Raw genomic sequence first — 18960 nt, 5'->3', positions numbered from 1 at the left:
GGCGTTTTATGCATGTTGAACGTTGGTGTTATTGGTGGCGGTTCAATTTCTGAGTTTCATATCAAGCCGTATGTAAATAATGAAAAAGCACAGCTAATCGCATTATGTGATCAAAATACAGATAGATTAGCATCGGTAGGGGCACACTATCAAATTGAAAATCTATACACGGATTATGAGGAGTTACTCGCGAATGAAGAAATTGATGCCATTAGCATTTGTACATGGAATAATACACATGCTCAAATTGCAATTGCCGCATTGGAAGCAGGGAAACATGTATTAGTGGAAAAACCACTCAGTATGACTGTTGAGGAAGCACTCGCAGTCGAAAAGGCGGTTCAGAAATCCGGGAAAATTCTTCAGGTTGGCTTTGTCAGAAGGCACGGCGACAATACGAAGATTTTAAAACAGTTTATCGATCAAGGAGATCTTGGTGAAATCTATTATGCAAAAGCATCTTGCTTACGAAGGCTTGGTAATCCAGGTGGTTGGTTCAGTGATCAATCGAAATCAGGCGGGGGTCCCCTTATTGATTTAGGCGTTCACATGATCGATATAAGTTGGTATTTGATGGGCAAGCCAAAGCCTGTTTCCGTCAGTGGGAATACATATAATCGACTAGGAAATCGAAGCAATATTGAGAATCTATCATTCTATCAAGCAGCCGATTATAATCCAAGTTTAAACGATGTCGAGGATTTGGCAAATGCATTGATCCGATTTGAAAATGGGGCATCCTTATATATTGATGTTAGTTTTACTCTTCATACGAAGCAAGATGAGTTATATGTAAAACTGTTTGGCGAAAGTGGCGGAGCAGAGATTGAACCAGAGTTGTCGATTGTTACTGAAAAAAATAACACCATATTAAATATTGAGCCACAAATAGATAATTTAAGTTTTGATTTTGAAGGCGCTTTCACCAATGAAATTAACCATTTTGTTGATAGCTGTATTGAAGGAACAGAAACAATAGCCCCAGTTGCTGATGGCGTGCAAGTGATGAAAATGTTAAATGCAGTCTATGAATCAGCAAAAACAGGGAAGGAAGTTTATTTATAAATGACGATAAGACAAGTAGATCTTTTAATCATTGGTGGGGGTTTAGGTGGAGTCGCTGCAGCTTTGTCAGCATGTCACGCAGGTATGCATGTGATATTAACAGAAGAAACGGATTGGGTCGGCGGGCAAGTGAGCTCACAAGGTGTTCCACCCGACGAGCACCAGTGGATTGAAGAGTTTGGTTCTACAAAAAGATATAGAACGTACCGTCAGAAAGTACGAGATACTTATTTGCGGACGATGGATGTTAAGTATGAAAATAGTGATTTTAATCCTGGAAACGGTTTGGTGAGCAATATTTGTCATGATCCAAGGGTCAGTGTGCATGTGTTGAATGAAATGCTTCTTCCTTACGTATTAAGCGGTCAGCTTATTATTGAGTTAAACACGATTCCCATTGCTGTTAACCGAGAAAATCAAGTCGTGAAAGAAGTAACATATCAACATACACTCACAGGGATTACGAATACAGTGCAGGCATCCTATTTCATTGATGCCACTGAAGCTGGGGACGTTTTACCATTGGCCGAGATTGCATATGTCACTGGAGCTGAGTCTTCGCTGGAAACAAATGAGCCACATGCAGAAGAAGTGGCGGATCCAGAAGACATACAAGCATTTACAGTTGTGCTTGGAATGGAATACCTAGAAGGTGAGAACCACACGATACCAAAACCCGAAACGTATTCATTTTGGAGAGATTTTCATCCAGCAATTTGGCCAGATGCGTATTTAAGCTTTTTTGCACCGCATCCAATTACGAAGGAAAAAAGGACCTATACACTTTTTCGTGAAGACGTAGGTTTTCCACTATGGGAATACAGACGTATATTCGATACTAAAAACTTTAATCTGGCTATCGATGTTGGGGAAATTAGCTTGATGAATTGGCCGATGAACGATTATTTTTTGGGTAATATTTATGATGTTTCTGAAACAGAAAAACAAGGAAATATATATAAAGCAAAACAATTAAGTTTATCTTTGCTGTATTGGCTTCAAACAGAAGCGCCGAGACCGGATGGAGGAGTGGGTTATCCTGGCTTAAAACTGCGTAAAGATCTATTTAATACGCAAGATGGGTTGGCTAAAGCGCCTTATATAAGGGAGTCCAGACGGATAAAAGCGCATTACACAATCGTGGAACAGGACGTATCCCCTGATTTTAACAAAGGGAAAACAGGGAAGCTCTATACAGACAGAATCGGCATCGGTTCTTATAGCATCGATTTGCACCCGAGTATGTCGGGCAGAACCTATTTAGATATTAAAGCATTGCCGTATCACATTCCATTAGGCGCGTTAATCCCTAAGGATGTCGATAATTTATTGGCAGGTTGCAAAAACATTGGGACGACACATATTACAAACGGTTGTTACAGACTTCATCCGACAGAATGGAATATTGGGGAAGCATGTGGTTTGCTCGTTGCCTATTGCATACGGACAAAAGCAACACCAAAAGAAGTTCGGGAAAATCCTGAAATGTTAGTTGCTTTTCAAGAAGAATTGCGTGGAGATGGTTTTGAACTAGAGTGGCCGGATTCCTTTTATCAAGATTGAATTTTTGAGATATGAAACTAGCTTTGAGAGGGTGATACGATGAAAATCAGTGTGAGTATGTACAGTCTTGCCTCCACTATTAAAAAAGAAGGTTGGACGATAACTGACTTTATTGACTATGCAAGCCAAATTCCAGTAGACGGTGTCGAATTACTAGACATCTATTGGACAGATAATCGTGAAGCTGAAATTGAACAAGTAAGAGCATCTTTACGATCAAATGATTTAAAAGTGTCAGCATATGATATCACGAATAATTTTGTTAAAGAAACACTTGTAGAACGAGATGCTGAAGTGAAAAAGGTACTCGAAGGTATAGAAATTGCCCAGAAGTTAGACACGAATATTGTTCGCATATTTTGTGGGGATATTAAAGAGAATCTGACATTTGAAGATGGATTTTCTTGGATTATTGAAGGGCTAAAGAAATGTGCAGCAGCCGCTGAAAAAGCAAAAGTGTATTTGGCGATTGAAAATCACGGATTACTAGCCGGGACAAGTAAGCAAATCATGAAAATTGTAAATGAAGTCAATAGCCCTTATGTGAAGTGCACCTTTGATACGGGAAACTTTCTACTCGTTCATGAAAATCCGACTGAAGCCTTTCATGAAGTGAAAAAGGAAATTGTTCATGTACATTTTAAAGATTTCCGAGAAAAGGCTGTCAATGATTCGGTAAATGGTTTCCGTTCAACAGAAGGTGTGGAATTGATCGGTGTCATCCCTGGAGACGGAGAAGTCGATCTTGAAACAATTGTTGAAGGCTTGAAGGACATCAATTATAACAGTTGGTTGTCGATAGAGTATGAAGGATTTGATGATGCTAAAAAAGCTAATGAGGAAGCAGTTAGACGTTTGAGAAAACTATTAGCATAGAGGGAGATGTAGCATGAATATCGTATACGCTGATATAGAAAGAGTGGATATAAGCAATTCATTAGAAAAAATTAACTTCGTTTCCTCTTTAGAAGATAGTAAGAGGGCTGAAGACGAGACCTATATTGTACCGATAAATGGATTGGCAATGGAGACGATTTCTGGTGCAAGTATTTATCATCCGTATATGAATCAAAAATTAGTTGAAGGTAACTATCTTTACTTTGATTTGGATAATCATGCTTTTTATCAAAAAGCAAAAGTACTTATTAAAAAAGGTGAAACTTCCAAAGGTGTTTTTCGCTATCGACGAATTGTTAGAGAAGAGGATTATTCATCATTTGTTATTGGAGATTTATACGTTCTATCCTCTTTATTTGGCGAAGCAATAGATGTCCAGCTGAAACGTACAGATCACACTTCAACGCCAGCACATACAATTTTGTCGGTTAATTTTGGCAAGGGGACGATGGCGCATATCGAATTTACAGTTGGACATGAGGATAGAATCGAACTTGAATGGAGTGGTATTAAGCGTATTCTTGAATTCAATAGTGGACAAATGCAACCTATACAACCTGCGGAAAATCCAATAACCTACACTGTAGATTCGATTTTGGAAACGGCACATCTAGTCGACGGCGCACTGATTAGTCATTTGGAACGCATAAAAGCATTGATTTACGGAGGTGATCGCTCATGAGAATTGGGATGATGAGTTTCGCACATATGCACGCCTATAGCTATGCAGACGGTTTAATGAAAATGCCGAATGTCGAGCTAGTCGCAATTTTTGATGAAGATCTAGAACGAGGGCGTAAAGTAGCAGAGCAATACAATACAATTCATTATTCGAATCAGGCAGAATTTCTTGCGTTGGATATTGATGCTGTCATTATTTGTAGTGAAAATAATAGACATAAAGAAATGGTCATTAATGCAGCAAAAGCGAAAAAACATATACTATGTGAAAAGCCAATTGCGACGAATGTAAAAGATGCAGAAGAAATGATTGCTGTTTGTGATGAACAAGAAGTGATTTTCCAAATTGCTTATCCGGTTCGCTTTAGTTCGCCTATTCAAAAACTCAAGCAAATGATTGATAACGATGAGTTAGGTGAAATTTTAGCTTTTCGCACAACGAATCGTGGACAAAATCCGGGTGGATGGTTTATCGATATAGAACAATCAGGCGGCGGTGCTGTATTAGATCATACAGTTCATATGGTAGATATCATGCGTTGGTATTTAAATGAAGAAGTAACAGAGGTAAAGGCTATTGTAGATTCCTATTTTCATGATATTGATATTGATGACGCAGGTATTCTGACGTTGGAATTCGAGAATGGGGTAATCGCTTCCCATGACGCGAGTTGGTCTCGATTTACAGAATATCCAGTTTGGGGAGACGTCACGATTGAGGTCATTGGAAAGAAAAAAACTGTGAAAGTTGATGCGTTCAGTGAACATATACGATTATACGCCAACAGCAGTAAGTCTTTAGAACACGAATTTTATGGCAGTGATATGGATTTTGCATTGATCTGTGACTTTGTGGATTGTGTTGAAACAGGAAGAGCGCCTTCCGTAACAGGGTTTGACGGCTTGAAGTCACTTGAAGTTGCCTTGGCAGCTTATGAATCTAGTGAATCGACAAAAGCGATTAAATTATAAACGAGTGAAGGTTGGAGCACTGATTATGTGCTCTTTTTTTGAAACAATTACATAAAGAAGGTGCTATTTTTATGCATAAAGTCATTTATTGGGATGCACATGAGACGGTCATCTTTGCAGTTAGAGAGCTGGAACGACTTATGAAGGAAGCGGATATGGAATGTCAAATCAGTGATCGTTCTGTATTTAACAGATTAAATGAAGAGACGGATACATGTATTATGTTAATCGATACGGATGAGTATAATCGCATGACTGAAGAAAAAATATCACTTCATGGTGATCGTTTTGCATTGGTTCACTCAGGTAATAATCGATGGATTATAGGAAATGAACCGAGAGCAATCTTATATGGTGTTTATCATTATTGTAAGCAGTATTTAGGTTATCAATGGATTGAATTAGAGGATGAAACGATTCAAACAGCTTACATAGGGCCACATGAAGATGACATCTATATTCACGAGCCTTTATTTGCAAGACGGGGTAATATTCTGGAAACAATTAATGATCCAGACTACATTAATTCACTAATTGATTGGGGCGTGAAAAACGGCCAAAATGAGTATTTCTTCACATTCTTCCTGTGGGATCAAATTAAGCATGAAGTGGCACCACAGTTAAAAAAACGCGATGTCAATGTAACGCTCGGTGGTCATAGTCTTAGCTATTTACTAGCGCAAATTCAAAATGAAGATGTTGGTAAAAGTCTTCAAAAAGAAGAGAAACTTAAATTTTTTGCGGACAATATCATGCTTCAGGACAAAGTGATTCAAAAGATTGTTGAGATTTGCCTTGAAAATCAGATTATAACGAGAGTTTCATTATGGCCAGAGGATATAGGTATCGATGAAAAAAATGCGGATGGATTTTTACAAACGTATATTAGTTTTACAGAAAAGTTGAAGAAAACCTTAAATGAAAAATTACCGCATATAGATGCTGAATTTATTGTCTATAATGCGGGTCTTTCCTGGCGTATGTTGGAAAGAGATTCAGGAACTGAAGCGTCAGACAAAGTTGATGTTTTGTATGCCTTTTGGGGAAGGGACTATTCAACGCCAATTAACTCCAGTAACAATCAGCAAAACAGAGCGAACGAGGCGTTGCAGGACTGGGTTAGGCAAACTGATAACAAGGGAAGGTCATTGACGGTTCTTGAATATTATAGTGATCATTTTATGCTATCTGAAATTTTTCCACCGCTGTTAACAAGAATTCATGAGGATTTACAGGAATATAAAAAAAAGAATATAGAAGGCGTTTTAAATTTAATAGTTCCATTACATCGTAAAAAGGATGCGCCTGCATTTCTAGAAAATTATCCTTGGAAATGGATTCACCATTTAAATAATTATATTTATACCCGAATTACTTGGGGAGAGCGTTTTGAGGATATTGTGGAAGAATACTTTTCTAGATTTAAGGAAGACCAACATTTCTTTTATTCAATAATTATTCAATTGGAAAGTATCGTTTCAGCGCATACAAAATACAATGTGCCGCTATTTCCAGCAAGGGTTGTTGATCCGGAAAAAGTTACTGAACCAAAAGAGCATTTAAAGGTAGTCGAGTATTTGAAACAAGTCGAATCGCTATTAGCGCCATTAGATTTGGTAGCGGATGAATCATTAAGTAGCAAAAATAACCAGCAAATGATGCTGTATTATTTTTCTATGCTAAAAAAGTCAGTGCAATTGTATATCGAAATTTGGGCGTCAAAAGAAAGTAGCGGAGGTCATGACATTGAGTTTTGAACATCTATATTATTATAAACAGACTGAAAAACTTGAAACCTCAAATACAATCAAAAAGGATATTATTATTTACGGTGGAACACCAGCTGGGATAACGGCAGCGATTCAAGCGAAGAAGATGGGATCGACAGTGGCTATTGTTGAATTTAGTCGTCATATTGGCGGTATGACGGCAAGTGGCTTAGGGGCGACGGATTTAGGCGCAGAAGATGCTGTAGGAGGACTGTCAAAGGAATTCTATAGTCGAATCGCAAACTATTACGGGAAAGATAAACAATGGACTTTTGAACCTAAAGCTGCGCAGTCAGTTTTGGAACAGTGGGTGAATGAACATGAGATTCCGATTTACTTAAATCAGCCTTTAGATGAAGTGATGAAGGTAGATTTAGAAATTCGTGAAATTACAATGGAGAATGGGAATCGTTTTATCGGAAAGGTATTTATGGATTGTAGTTATGAAGGAGATTTATTGGCAAAAGCGGGTGTTTCCTTTTTTGTCGGTAGGGAGTCCAATGCTACATATAAAGAGATTTATAATGGAATTCAGTTCGGTGCGCCTCATCATAAATTTGAAAAGTGGATTGATCCTTATGTTATCGAAGGTGATCCAACTAGTGGGTTACTGCCAGGCGTTACAGAGGATGACCCTAGTGAATTAGGTTATCAAGGACAAGGGGACCATCGGATTCAAGCTTATAATTTTCGAATATGTTTAACAAAAGATAAGGATAATCAAGTTCCATTTCCAGAGCCGCCCGAGTATGATGCGGAGCGCTATCAGCTTCTTCTGCGCTATATACAATCGGGTGTGTGGGATGCGATGAATCTGCATACGATGCTTCCGAATGGGAAATCAGATTTGAATAATTACGGTGCATTTTCAACTGATAATTTAGGGATGAACTACGATTGGCCTGAAGGTAGTTATGAAAGGCGAGAGGAAATTTTTCAGGACCATGTTAATTATGCGTTAGGCATGTTGTATTTCTTGTCGAATGATCAACGTGTTCCAGAGGAAATTCGTAGGGAAGTAGCTGGTTGGGGATTACCGAAAGACGAGTTTCTTCAAACCGGGCACTGGCCACATCAACTATACATTCGTGAAGGAAGAAGAATGGTCTCAGATTATGTCATGACAGACCACAACTGTTTACAACAAACTTTTGTGGATGATCCGATTGGATTGGCATCGTTTCATATGGATTCGCATAATTGTCGACGTGTCGTGATTAATGGTAGATGTGTCAATGAAGGGGATGTACAAGTACCAATTCCTCCATATGAAATTTCGTACCGCTCCATCCGCCCAAAATCCGAAGAATGTACAAATCTACTTGTACCTGTTTGTTTATCTAGTTCTCATATTGCCTATGGTTCGATTCGGATGGAGCCAGTATTTATGATATTGGGACAGGCAGCAGGCACAGCGGCTTCGTTAGCGATTAGGCATAATGAAACCGTTCAAGACGTGGACTATGCCGAACTGAAACAGGAACTCTTAAATGGTAGTCAAGTTGTCCAATGGGGCGAAGACATGATGGATGATCCACTGTCTCGTATGAAAGAAACGTTCGGGAAAGAATAGAAATCGGGGGGATGGATATGAAGCTAATCCCATGGGATATTGGGCGACTAGATGAATTGCTTGCGTTGTGGGAAAAAGAACTATCAACTGATTTTCCAATGCGTAAAGAGTTGTTCAAACAAAATAGTTTTGATGATGTAAATATTTGCTTTAACAGTTCGTACATTGCGGTAGATCTTAATGATCATGTCATTGGGTTTATCGTTTCCAAACGGTGGCTAGAGGACATCGATGTTGGTATGGATCCGAAACGAGGCTGGATTCAAGTCTTGCTAGTAGATCAAGCGTATCGTAAAAAAGGAATAGGGACGGCACTTTTTGAGCGGGCTGAAACTGAATTGAAAAAGCAAGGAATAGAAGAAATACAGTTGTGTGGGGATCCCTTTCATTATTTTTCTGGAATTCCAGATCAGTATAAGGAAACCAGTAAATGGGCTGAGAAAAAAGGGTACGTAAAGCGAGTCGATACTTATGATTTAGTGAATCATTTAGAGAAGAATTATCCGGTTCCAGAAGATGATTCGATTGAATTTTCACTGCTTCATATTGATGAGAAAGATGACCTTCTCTCATTTCTTGAAAGATGTTTTCCAGGACGCTGGGTTTACGAAGCGGTGAAGTATTTTGAGCTGAACGGGAATGGAAGAGAGTACCTTGTGATAAAAAAGAAGGGCAGCATCATCGGATTTTGTAGAATGAATGATGTAGATTCACCGTTTATCGCACAAAACGTCTACTGGAGTCCGTTGTTTGGGACGGAGGTTGGCGGAATTGGTCCTCTGGGTATAGATCCTGATGAGCAGAAGCAAGGCTATGGACTAGGGATTGTCCAAGCGGCAATGGCTTATTTGCAAGCGAGAAATATTACAACCATTATTATTGATTGGACGGTTTTCCTAGACTTTTACGGTAGACTTGATTTTGTTCCGTGGAAAAAATATGGGGTTTATTTAAAAGATGTAACTTGATGTCAGGGGGTTAAATAGACAATGGACTATATTCTTGCAGCTGATATTGGCGGTACAAAACTCGCTACAGGTTTGTATGATGAAAATGTGAATCTAGTATCATCAACAGTTATCCCGAGTGAGTCAACTAGTGGGGAAAAGCTTTTTACTTCTTTGGTCGATTCATTCACCTTACTTTGTCAGAATGCGTCTGTCCAAATGAGTGACGTTCAACGGATTTCGGTTGGACTTCCAGGGGTTTTGGACGTGGAAAACGGCATTATTCTCTATCAAAACAATCTACCATGGAAAGACTTTCCATTGCATGCGCGGCTTAAGGAAGTATATGCCCAGGCTGATATTGTCATTGATAATGATGCGAATATGTCGGCGTGGGGAGAGTATTCAACACGTGGCTATACAGATGAATCATTGGTTTATGTAACATTAAGTACCGGTATTTCATGTTGCACAATTGACCATGGACGTTTTTCTAGGGGTGCTGGCATGGCCGGAGAAATAGGCTTCAGTCTTATGGAGGACTCGAATGGAACATTGGAAGATCTTGTTTCAGGTCCTGCTCTGGAAGCAAGAGGAAGAAAGCTATTCAACCAATCTGATATGACATTAAAAGAGATGATGGCATTTTATTATGAGGGCGATGAAAGAATGATTGACGTTATGAATGACGCTGTCAAAGCATTGGCAAAAGAAATTCATCATATCTTGGTCTATTCAGATCCACATTGTATCGTTCTCGGCGGTGGCGTTTTTAATCATCATCCGAAACTTGTGGAAGCAGTGAGAAATGAAACAAAACGATATTTGCAACACCCGCTTTTAAGTGGGAAAGAAACACGTATCGAAGGAAGTCTCCATAAAGGAGAGGCAGGATTAGTGGGCGCTGCGCTGAGAACACAATAAGAAGTCTAAAAAAGTGTAGAGGGAGCCTCTACACTTTTCTTTGGTATTCATAATTGTGAAATCTGATAGGATTTCGAAATGTCTTCACTAATTTGGTTGGCAGTTGCCACAAGAAGTGGGACATAAAATTCCTCAATAGTTTCTTCTGTAAATCTGCCGGCATGTGCAGAGATATTAATCGCTGCGATTACCTTACCTGCTTGATTTTTAATAGGTGCTGCAATTGAATGTAGCCCGTCCTCAAGTTGTTGCTTTGTACTCGCCCAACCTTTTTCTCGAATTTCTTCTAGCTGATCTTTCAATTTTACTTTGTCTACAATTGTTTTATCTGTAAATGCTTTTAGGTCGACTGAATTGAGATACTCATCGAGTTCTTCAGCTGACAGATTTGCGAGTAAGATGCGTCCCATTGAAGTGACATATGCAGGAAGACGTGAGCCGATATCCAATGCAATGGCCATAATTCGTTTCGTTGGAATTCGAGCAACGTAAACGATATCCGTCTGATCTAACACAGAGATTGAAGAAGATTCTCCTGTTTGTTCAACAAGCTTTCGCATATGTGGATGTGTAAATTCCCAGATTTTTCTCGATGAAATATATGAATAGCCTAATGCCAGTACACGAGCAGTTAAACGGTAACGTCCATTTGAGGAATCTATGAAACCCAATTCTTCAAGGGTTAAAAATATTCTACGTACAGCAGGCCGACTTAAATTTGTGATTTGTGCGGCTTCACTCACAGTTAGATCCGGATATTCTGGTGAAAAAGCTTGAATCACCGATAATCCACGTTCAAGAGATTGTATAAAATCTGATGATTTAATAGAGTTATTAGAAACTTCGCTTGACATTGAACAAGCCTCCAATGGTATAATAGTATTGTACGTTAATTAATACAAGTGTACGTTTATCGTACAATAGTCGATCATGAATTACAACTAAATTCACATAGATTTATTTTAAAAAAGAGGGGGATTTTTTATGTCTAGAGAAGTAGTCATAGTAGATGCAGTGCGTACGCCCATTGGTAGATATAAAGGACAATTTAAAAATGTGCGTCCTGATGATTTAGGCGCGATTGTTATTAAGGCTTTACTCGAGAGAAATCCAGAACTAGATCCAACTTTAATAGATGATGTTATTTTGGGCAATGCAAACGGTGCAGGAGAAGATAATCGTAACGTTGGTAGAATGTCTTTACTGTTAGCGGGTTTGCCACAAGAAGTGAGTGGCACAACGGTGAACCGTTTATGTGGTTCGAGTTTAGATGCGGTTAGTATGGGGGCACGTTCAATTCTTTCTGGTGAATGTGATGTCATCATTGCAGGCGGGACTGAAAGTATGACGAGAGCTCCGTTTGTCATGGGGAAACCAGAACAAGAATATCCACGCGGGGATTTGGGCTTACATGACTCGACAATGGGGTGGAGATTTATCAATCCTAAGTTGAATGAAATGTACGGCACAGAAACGATGCCGAAAACAGCGGAAAACGTTGCAGAAAAATTTAATATTACTAGAGAAGAACAAGATGCTTTCGCGTACCGCAGTCAACAATTGACAAAGCAAGCTGTTGAAAATAATCGTTTTGAAGATGAAATTATTCCTGTAGTTGTTAAAGATCGAAAAGGCAATGAAACCATTATTGATAAGGACGAACACCCAAGGCCCACAACCTCATTAGATAAGTTAGGAAATTTACGACCATTATTTGAAAATGGCACAGTTACTGCTGGAAATGCTTCTGGTATCAATGACGGTGCTTCGGGCGTGATTTTGATGAGTGCAGAACTCGCGGAAAAGTTAAATCTAAAACCTTTAGTGAAATTTGTTGGATCTGCAACGGCAGGAACTGAACCTTCGCTAATGGGATTAGGTCCAATTTTTTCTACGAAGAAAGTCATGAAACGGTACGGATTGACTGCAGAAGACTTTGATTTAGTGGAAATTAATGAAGCATTTGCATCCCAATCTATCGAATGCGTGAAACAACTTGGACTGGATATAGATAAAGTAAACGTCAACGGTGGTGCAATCGCACTTGGTCACCCACTAGGCGCAAGCGGGACGCGAATTTTAACAACGCTAATTTATGAAATGAAGAAAAGAAATTCAAAACTGGGACTCGCTTCGATGTGTATCGGAGTTGGGCAGGGGATATCAGTAGTTGTTGAAAATATAGAGTAATGAATTCAAATAAAAAACCGTTCTGCTATGATGACAGAACGGTTTTTTTGTGTTTAATCTCTCATTTCCATATAAGACAATGACACTTTCAGATTTGCGTTTCTTTCGCGAATTACATTCAGTAATTCTTGATCTTTTGTATCGACTTTACTGCGAATGGCAAATGTATATAAAATCATTGTGCCTAGGTTTGTTGTTTCAACTTGACGAAGTTGATAGCTATCCGTTTTTTCTTGTAAAATGTCATCAAATAGATTTTCATCATTTAAATTTTCAGGAACTGTAATTTTTAGGATTTGTGTGTCTTTCCCAACGCCATAATCGACTTTATATAGTAAGTAGAACACAAGACTCGCAAAAAGCGTTAAAACGATGGCTAGTTCGAACTGAAATAATCCTGCGGTCATTCCGACACATAGTCCAAAGAAAATATAAGCGATATCTTTCGCATTTGTTACAGCACTTCTAAAGCGAATCAGAGAAAATACTGCAAATAAACCAAATGCAACACCCGCATTACCACTCACGACATTCATAACAACTGAAACGACGACACTCATCATGATAATTGTATGAACAAAAGCCTGAGAATAACGCTCACCAGTAAATGTTATTTGGTACACCTTTGTAATGATTAAACTCAACACTGCTGCAATGGCCATTGCACCAATGCTCATCCATATTGTCGGTTCCCCATCTACGCCATTAAATTGAAATAAGTTGTTTATGCTCTCCATCTTTAACGCCTCCAATTGTTGTTGTTTCCATCCAGTCATTATGTGGAAGGCTATCTCCATATAATAATTCCGTGCTCGTGCAGAACTTCGAAGCACTTCGTTGCTCACAATCTAGTTCTTGTAAAAAACGCGTAAGCCATAATGGCACACTATCATTAACTTTAACCTCAAGTACAACAAGGTTCTCATCGATAAAGTTCTCCCCATAAGGACCATGTTCAAGTGCTAAATCTTCATTTCGACATTTGAGGTCCAAGTCGAATGTGATTCGGAGTTCCGGATCAGTTGTTCCGTGAAATGCATGCCGATAATAACTCACAATCATTGCGGGATGTAAGTTATAAAATCTACGGAAATGATCAATCTCTTTTAAGACTTGTGGATTAGAAGTTTCAAAGCTCGATAAACACTCATCAGTATCATTCTTTAAGTATCGATAAGCTTCCTTTAACGGCAGCACAAGACGGCGTTTGTTGACGACTTTATTATGCTTTTGCTTCACTTCAAAAAATGCTGTGCCGTTTCGATCCGTATCATCATAAACACGCAGTCGTAGTTTTTGACGGTACTTCAATTTGTTTTTCGTTTCAAAATAAATTACTTTGTTAGGGTTTTCAAAATATAGACTGGTTACCGTATACTGACCACCTACCCCGTACTTATCATGTCGCATGAAAGGTGTTATCTTCTCGACAAGCTGCTCATACTGCCAGCGCGTAATTAGATACTTTTGTTCACGCCGACTAAAGATCTCAATAGCCATATCATCTCTCCTCTTATGTATTAACAACCATCCTTTATTTGGATTACCCTTATCATATGGTTCCCTTCTGTGATTCTACTGAGAGATTTATTAGAAAGTCATGAGAATCTCTAAATACCGTCGGGAAATATGTATAAAATATCCCCTTATGTAGTTTGTAATTATTGGAATCCATTGTATAGTTAAACTAGAACATTCAATTCTATTCCATAGAGGAGATATTCAAATGAGGAATTTTTCATATGTTGAAAGATCGAATTTATTGAACGAACTTGAAGACAAAGAGTACGACGTTATTATTATTGGCGGTGGAATTACAGGTTCAGGAATTGCACTTGATTGTACAACTCGAGGGTTGAAGACTCTAGTAGTGGAGATGCAGGATTTTGCAGGGGGGACATCAAGTCGCTCTACTAAGCTTGTTCACGGTGGGCTCCGCTATCTAAAACAATTCGAAGTTAAAATGGTTTCTGACGTCGGAAAAGAACGAGCGATTGTTTACGAAAATGCACCGCATATTACACACCCTCAATGGATGCTGTTACCTATCTATAAAAAAGGAACATTTGGAAAATACTCAACATCAATTGGACTTAAAGTATATGATTTTTTAGCAGGTGTTAAGTCTGCTGAAAAGAGAAAAATGCTCTCTCGAAAGGATGTCCTCCAAAGAGAACCTTTGCTTAATAAAAATGGGTTATTAGGTGGTGGGGAATATGTGGAGTACCGTACGGATGATGCAAGACTAACAATTGAAGTTGCCAAAAGTGCTTTTGAGCACGGAGCAGATTTACTTAATTACACCATGGTTAATGAATTTAAATATAACGCTAATGGAATCGTTTGTGGTGCCTACATTACGGATAAAGTAACGAATCACCGTCATCTTGCAAGAGGGAAAATCATTGTCAACGCAACTGGTCCTTGGGTTGAAAAAGTATTAAATCTAGATGAAAAAGTTGTTGGAAAAAGCCTCCTACTAACAAAAGGCGTTCATATTGTCATCGATCGAAAAAAGCTCCCTCTCCATCAACCTATTTATTTTGACACACCAGATGGGCGAATGGTTTTTGTGATTCCAAGAAATCGAAAGACTTATATAGGAACGACGGATACAGTCTATGAAGATAATTTGGAACACCCCATAACGACAGAAGAGGATAAAAAATATCTATTGAACTGTGTTCAAAGTATGTTCCCGGACACTAAGATAAATATGACGCATATTGAGTCAACATGGGCTGGTATACGTCCTCTAATACTTCAAGAAGGGAAAGGCCCTTCTGAAATTTCGCGGAAAGATGAAATTTGGACATCTGACACGGGACTCATTACAATTGCTGGTGGTAAATTGACAGGCTATCGAAAAATGGCGGAGTCAATAACAGACCTAATAGTAGATAAATTGAATATTGAAGGTATCCGAAGCAGACCCTCAATTACAAAAAAAATGAAGTTGTCCGGAGGTGATTTTTTTCAAACCAGTGATTATCCGACCTTCATCGAAGCCAAAGCTAGAGAACTCTCGAAAATGGGGATGTCAATAGATGACGGTGCATCGATTGCTGCAGTTTATGGCACAAATACAGATAAAATCATTAATTTAGAAGAAGAATTATTAGTGGAATTAGATTTACCGCTTCCAATCAAATTGACCTTACATTATGCGATTTATCATGAAATGGCAGTGACACCTACGGATTTTTTCACAAGAAGAACTGGAGCAGTCTATTTTGATCTTCAATGGGTTCAAATATGGAAAAAACCTGTAATCGAGTATATGGATCGTCTATTACATTGGACGCCAGAAAGAAAAGAGTCACTTATAGAAGATTTAGAGCAGCGAATCCGAGAGGCGAAGGGTTAAACTAAACTATATCTTTCTAGGATTATTATCTGCCGAATACTATATTACTATTAGATAGGTGTGAAAGATTTGAAAAATTACTTAGTGGAAAAAGAAGAGGAAATGCTGTTGTTGCTAGAAAGATTAGTAAATATAGATAGTGGCTCGATGGATAAAGAAGGCATAGATACAATTGGTGCTATCTTACAAGCTGAATATGAGAACCTAGGATTTGTGATCGAAACGAATTTCCAAGAAGTTCAGGGAAATCATTTAATCATACGTCATCAAGAGGCTGTTAATCCGGAAATACTGTCTGTTCTGCATATGGATACTGTTTTTTCGAAAGGCACTGCATTAAAACGTCCTTTTAGAATTAATGAAGGACGTGCGTATGGACCGGGTGTTATTGATATGCAGGCAAGCCATATCGTTATTCTTTATGCATTAAAGGCACTTCAAAAAACGAATCAATCAGGACTTAAGAATATCGAGATTATTTTAACAAGTGATGAAGAAATTGGTTCTCCAACTTCAAGACACTTGATTGAAGAGCATGCTGAAAATAAGAAATATGCGCTTGTTATGGAGCCTGCCAGACAAGATGGCTCACTCGTCACGGCTCGAAGAGGAGCCGGTGAGATGACGCTACATGTAACTGGTAAAGCGGCACATGCGGGTGTAGAACCACAGGCAGGAAGTAGTGCAATCGAAGAACTGGCACTTAAAATTATTAAAATCCTGAAGTTAACTGATTATGAAAAAGGGATTACTGTCAATGTTGGGGTGATTAAGGGTGGAGATACAGTAAATACAATCGCTCCATGGGCTACTGCAGAGGTAGATCTTCGTATTAGCCATATTGAACAGGGTAAATGGCTTGAAAATCAAATTAAAGAGATATGTGCAGTTCCTGATGTAAAAGGCACAACTATCAAAGTGACTGGTGGAATTGAAAGACCGCCAATGGTGAAAAATGAACAAACGATAGATCTCCTCAACGTGATTAAATCTGTTGGTAATGAGCTTGGAATTGATATAAAAGATATGGCGACTGGGGGAGGCTCAGATGCTTCCTTTACATCAGCAATGGGAGTGGCCACGATTGATGGATTAGGTCCGATTGGTGGAAATACACATAGTGAAGATGAGTATTTAGAAGTTGACAGTCTCGTTGAACGTACTCATTTATTAGCTCATGTGATTCATCGACTAACAAATAAATAAAAATACAATAAAACACCAAAGCCACTTTAGGCTTTGGTGTTTTCGAATCGTAAAATTATGAAATAATTTTTTTAACGGTTAAGTAATAGTCTACATCCTGCGCCAAATGAGCTTGGAATTCATAAATAGAAGTGGGATGTAAGTGTTCAAAATTGAGTTGTGCTGCAATTTCTAGTTCGCTTTCAACTTCAATCTCAACTTCTTCATCCACAATTTCTTCTGGATTAGTTTCTTGGACAGGTGGTGTAGAAACTGTCTCTGTCTTTGTTACAGCTTTTGCTTGCGGTTTTTCAGCAACCTTTTGTGTTGTTACAGGTTTACTCGTTTTTTTAACTTCTTGTTTTGCTTTTGGTTTTTCCTCTTTTTTCTCCACTTTTACTTCAGTAACTTCTTCTGTTTTTGGTTTTTCAGTAGGTTGAACATTTGGACGGCGCGCTCCGATATAGCGACTTCCCCAGTAATGTGGGTCATATATGGAAGAAATCATAACACCCCGACTAGAGGAAGCGTGAATAAAATTATTAGAGCCTATATAGAGACCTACATGCGATACGCCTTTTCCATTTGTGTTAAAAAATACGAGATCCCCTGCTTGCAAGTTCTCTTTAGCTACTGATGCACCAACAGCAAACTGTCCGCTTGTTGATCTAGGAAGTGAACTTCCTGCATCGCTGAATACACGTTGTGTAAATCCAGAACAATCAAATCCTGAGCTAGTCGTGCCACCGTATGAATATGGGGATCCGATATAACCATTTGCAATACCAATCAGTGTAGATGCAGAGCTAGCAGAGGTCATGGCAGGAGTTGCCATGGTTAAAAGTAAGCATGCCAAAATTCCGAAAATGATTCGCTTCATGTTATTCCCTTTTCCCCTTTCAAATCTTTTAAAGATTCTTTCGTTTTTTCTGTCTATTTGTCTATAACTATCGTAACAAATTAAACATAAAGAATAATTACAATTACATTACATCTTAGTGACATATAAAACATATCGACTTCAAGACAAGCACGTTTTGTAATATCTTCTAACTTGGTCGAAATATTATTATATAAAAATTATATTGACTATTAAGTAGCGTTGTATTATTCTGTTAACACAAACTGTATACCGTCGACGAAGTATAAAGGAGTGAAATATTTGACTGGCGCAATTATAAAACGCAAAACTTTAAAAACACAAGTTTACAAATACTTGAAAGACGCAATTACATCAGGAAGAATTCGTCCAGGAGATCGACTCATTGAAGAAAAAATTGCGTCAGACCTTCAAGTGAGCCGAAGTCCGATACGGGAAGCCATACGGATGCTTGAAAAAGATGGTCTTTTGCTAGTCAATTCAACCGGTGGTGTTACCGTCGTCGAACCGACATTGGAAGACTATCAAAGTTTATTTGAATGTCGAGTAGAAATGGAGTCATTGGCAGCTTTTTATGCAGCTAAAAGGCGCTCAGAGAAGGAACTTGAACAAATACATTTGAATTTGTTGGATAGTAACCAATTATCAGCGCCGAATAATTTAGCAACTGTGAATGAAGCGAATCTAGATTTTCACAACGACATTGTTAAAGCAAGTAGAAATTCATTTTTAGTCTCAATGATTGCTCAACTACGTGGTGTCAATAGTTTTTATAGGAAGGCAATTCTAGAAAACTATCCACAGCATATTAAGAATGCATTAGTTGAGCATGAAGCTATTTATCATGCAATTGCCAATCAAGATGCAGATGCAGCAAGATTTCATATGAAAAGTCATATCGAAAATGATTATAAAATGTTTATGCATATCGCCAATAAATGATAGGA

General features: G+C 38.5%; 17 protein-coding genes. 13 read left to right on the top strand and 4 right to left on the bottom strand.

The window, feature by feature from the left end; translation table 11 throughout:
- Positions 1–12 precede the first annotated feature (12 nt).
- Genes AC25Y1_RS11105 through AC25Y1_RS11065 form a run of 9 tightly spaced genes read left to right on the top strand, consistent with a single transcriptional unit; the run spans position 13 to position 10391 of the window.
- Positions 13–1065 (top strand): Gfo/Idh/MocA family protein, encoded by a 1053-nt coding sequence (locus tag AC25Y1_RS11105; RefSeq protein ID WP_488148050.1) that lies wholly within the window; start codon positions 13–15, stop codon positions 1063–1065.
- On the top strand, positions 1066–2628 hold the full coding sequence (locus AC25Y1_RS11100) for an FAD-dependent oxidoreductase (RefSeq protein WP_488148049.1): 1563 nt from the start codon (positions 1066–1068) through the stop codon (positions 2626–2628). It abuts the gene before it with no gap.
- Positions 2629–2667: 39 nt separating this feature from the next.
- Positions 2668–3504, top strand: a complete 837-nt coding sequence (locus tag AC25Y1_RS11095; protein ID WP_488148048.1) for a sugar phosphate isomerase/epimerase family protein — start codon at positions 2668–2670, stop codon at positions 3502–3504.
- 13 nt (positions 3505–3517) lie between these two features.
- Positions 3518–4207, top strand: coding sequence for a hypothetical protein (locus AC25Y1_RS11090; RefSeq protein WP_488148047.1), 690 nt, complete (start codon positions 3518–3520; stop codon positions 4205–4207).
- A complete protein-coding gene (locus tag AC25Y1_RS11085; protein WP_488148046.1) occupies positions 4204–5178 on the top strand; it encodes a Gfo/Idh/MocA family protein in 975 nt (324 codons plus the stop codon). Before AC25Y1_RS11090 ends, AC25Y1_RS11085 begins: the two co-directional genes overlap by 4 nt.
- 38 nt (positions 5179–5216) lie before the next feature.
- Positions 5217–6935, top strand: a complete 1719-nt coding sequence (locus AC25Y1_RS11080; protein WP_488148045.1) for a hypothetical protein — start codon at positions 5217–5219, stop codon at positions 6933–6935.
- Positions 6919–8520 (top strand): FAD-dependent oxidoreductase, encoded by a 1602-nt coding sequence (locus AC25Y1_RS11075; protein WP_488148044.1) that lies wholly within the window; start codon positions 6919–6921, stop codon positions 8518–8520. Before AC25Y1_RS11080 ends, AC25Y1_RS11075 begins: the two co-directional genes overlap by 17 nt.
- A 17-nt stretch (positions 8521–8537) precedes the next feature.
- Positions 8538–9488 (top strand): GNAT family N-acetyltransferase, encoded by a 951-nt coding sequence (locus AC25Y1_RS11070; protein ID WP_488148043.1) that lies wholly within the window; start codon positions 8538–8540, stop codon positions 9486–9488.
- A 21-nt stretch (positions 9489–9509) separates the two neighbouring features.
- Positions 9510–10391, top strand: coding sequence for an ROK family protein (locus tag AC25Y1_RS11065; RefSeq protein ID WP_488148042.1), 882 nt, complete (start codon positions 9510–9512; stop codon positions 10389–10391).
- A 47-nt stretch (positions 10392–10438) separates the two neighbouring features.
- Here AC25Y1_RS11065 and AC25Y1_RS11060 read toward each other — a convergent pair whose 3' ends face one another.
- The gene (locus AC25Y1_RS11060; RefSeq protein WP_488148041.1) at positions 10439–11245 is read right to left on the bottom strand and encodes an IclR family transcriptional regulator domain-containing protein; all 807 of its coding nucleotides are present in this window, start codon (positions 11243–11245) and stop codon (positions 10439–10441) included.
- Between the two features lie 130 nt (positions 11246–11375).
- On the opposite strand from AC25Y1_RS11060, the gene AC25Y1_RS11055 reads away from it, so the two are divergent.
- Positions 11376–12581 (top strand): acetyl-CoA C-acyltransferase, encoded by a 1206-nt coding sequence (locus AC25Y1_RS11055; RefSeq protein WP_488148040.1) that lies wholly within the window; start codon positions 11376–11378, stop codon positions 12579–12581.
- A 53-nt stretch (positions 12582–12634) separates the two neighbouring features.
- Here the strand turns inward: AC25Y1_RS11055 and AC25Y1_RS11050 are convergent, their stop codons facing one another.
- Positions 12635–13318, bottom strand: a complete 684-nt coding sequence (locus AC25Y1_RS11050) for a DUF4956 domain-containing protein (RefSeq protein ID WP_488148039.1) — start codon at positions 13316–13318, stop codon at positions 12635–12637.
- A complete protein-coding gene (locus tag AC25Y1_RS11045; protein WP_488148038.1) occupies positions 13287–14081 on the bottom strand; it encodes a VTC domain-containing protein in 795 nt (264 codons plus the stop codon). The genes AC25Y1_RS11050 and AC25Y1_RS11045 overlap by 32 nt, the downstream gene beginning before the upstream one ends.
- Positions 14082–14307: 226 nt before the next feature.
- On the opposite strand from AC25Y1_RS11045, the gene AC25Y1_RS11040 reads away from it, so the two are divergent.
- Both AC25Y1_RS11040 and AC25Y1_RS11035 read left to right on the top strand, forming a co-directional pair.
- Positions 14308–15948 (top strand): glycerol-3-phosphate dehydrogenase/oxidase, encoded by a 1641-nt coding sequence (locus tag AC25Y1_RS11040; protein ID WP_488148037.1) that lies wholly within the window; start codon positions 14308–14310, stop codon positions 15946–15948.
- 60 nt (positions 15949–16008) lie between these two features.
- Positions 16009–17154, top strand: a complete 1146-nt coding sequence (locus AC25Y1_RS11035; protein ID WP_488148036.1) for a M20 family metallopeptidase — start codon at positions 16009–16011, stop codon at positions 17152–17154.
- Positions 17155–17209: 55 nt separating this feature from the next.
- On the opposite strand, the gene AC25Y1_RS11030 is transcribed toward AC25Y1_RS11035, so the two are convergent.
- Complete coding sequence (locus AC25Y1_RS11030) at positions 17210–18013, bottom strand: C40 family peptidase (RefSeq protein WP_488148035.1); 804 nt, start codon at positions 18011–18013, stop codon at positions 17210–17212.
- A gap of 273 nt (positions 18014–18286) precedes the next feature.
- Here AC25Y1_RS11030 and AC25Y1_RS11025 point away from each other — a divergent pair, with 273 nt between their 5' ends.
- Positions 18287–18955, top strand: a complete 669-nt coding sequence (locus AC25Y1_RS11025) for a GntR family transcriptional regulator (RefSeq protein ID WP_488148034.1) — start codon at positions 18287–18289, stop codon at positions 18953–18955.
- Positions 18956–18960 lie beyond the last annotated feature (5 nt).

This window comes from Sporosarcina sp. Y1009 (genome assembly GCF_057669865.1).
This window is presented reverse-complemented; position numbering and strand designations above follow the sequence as displayed.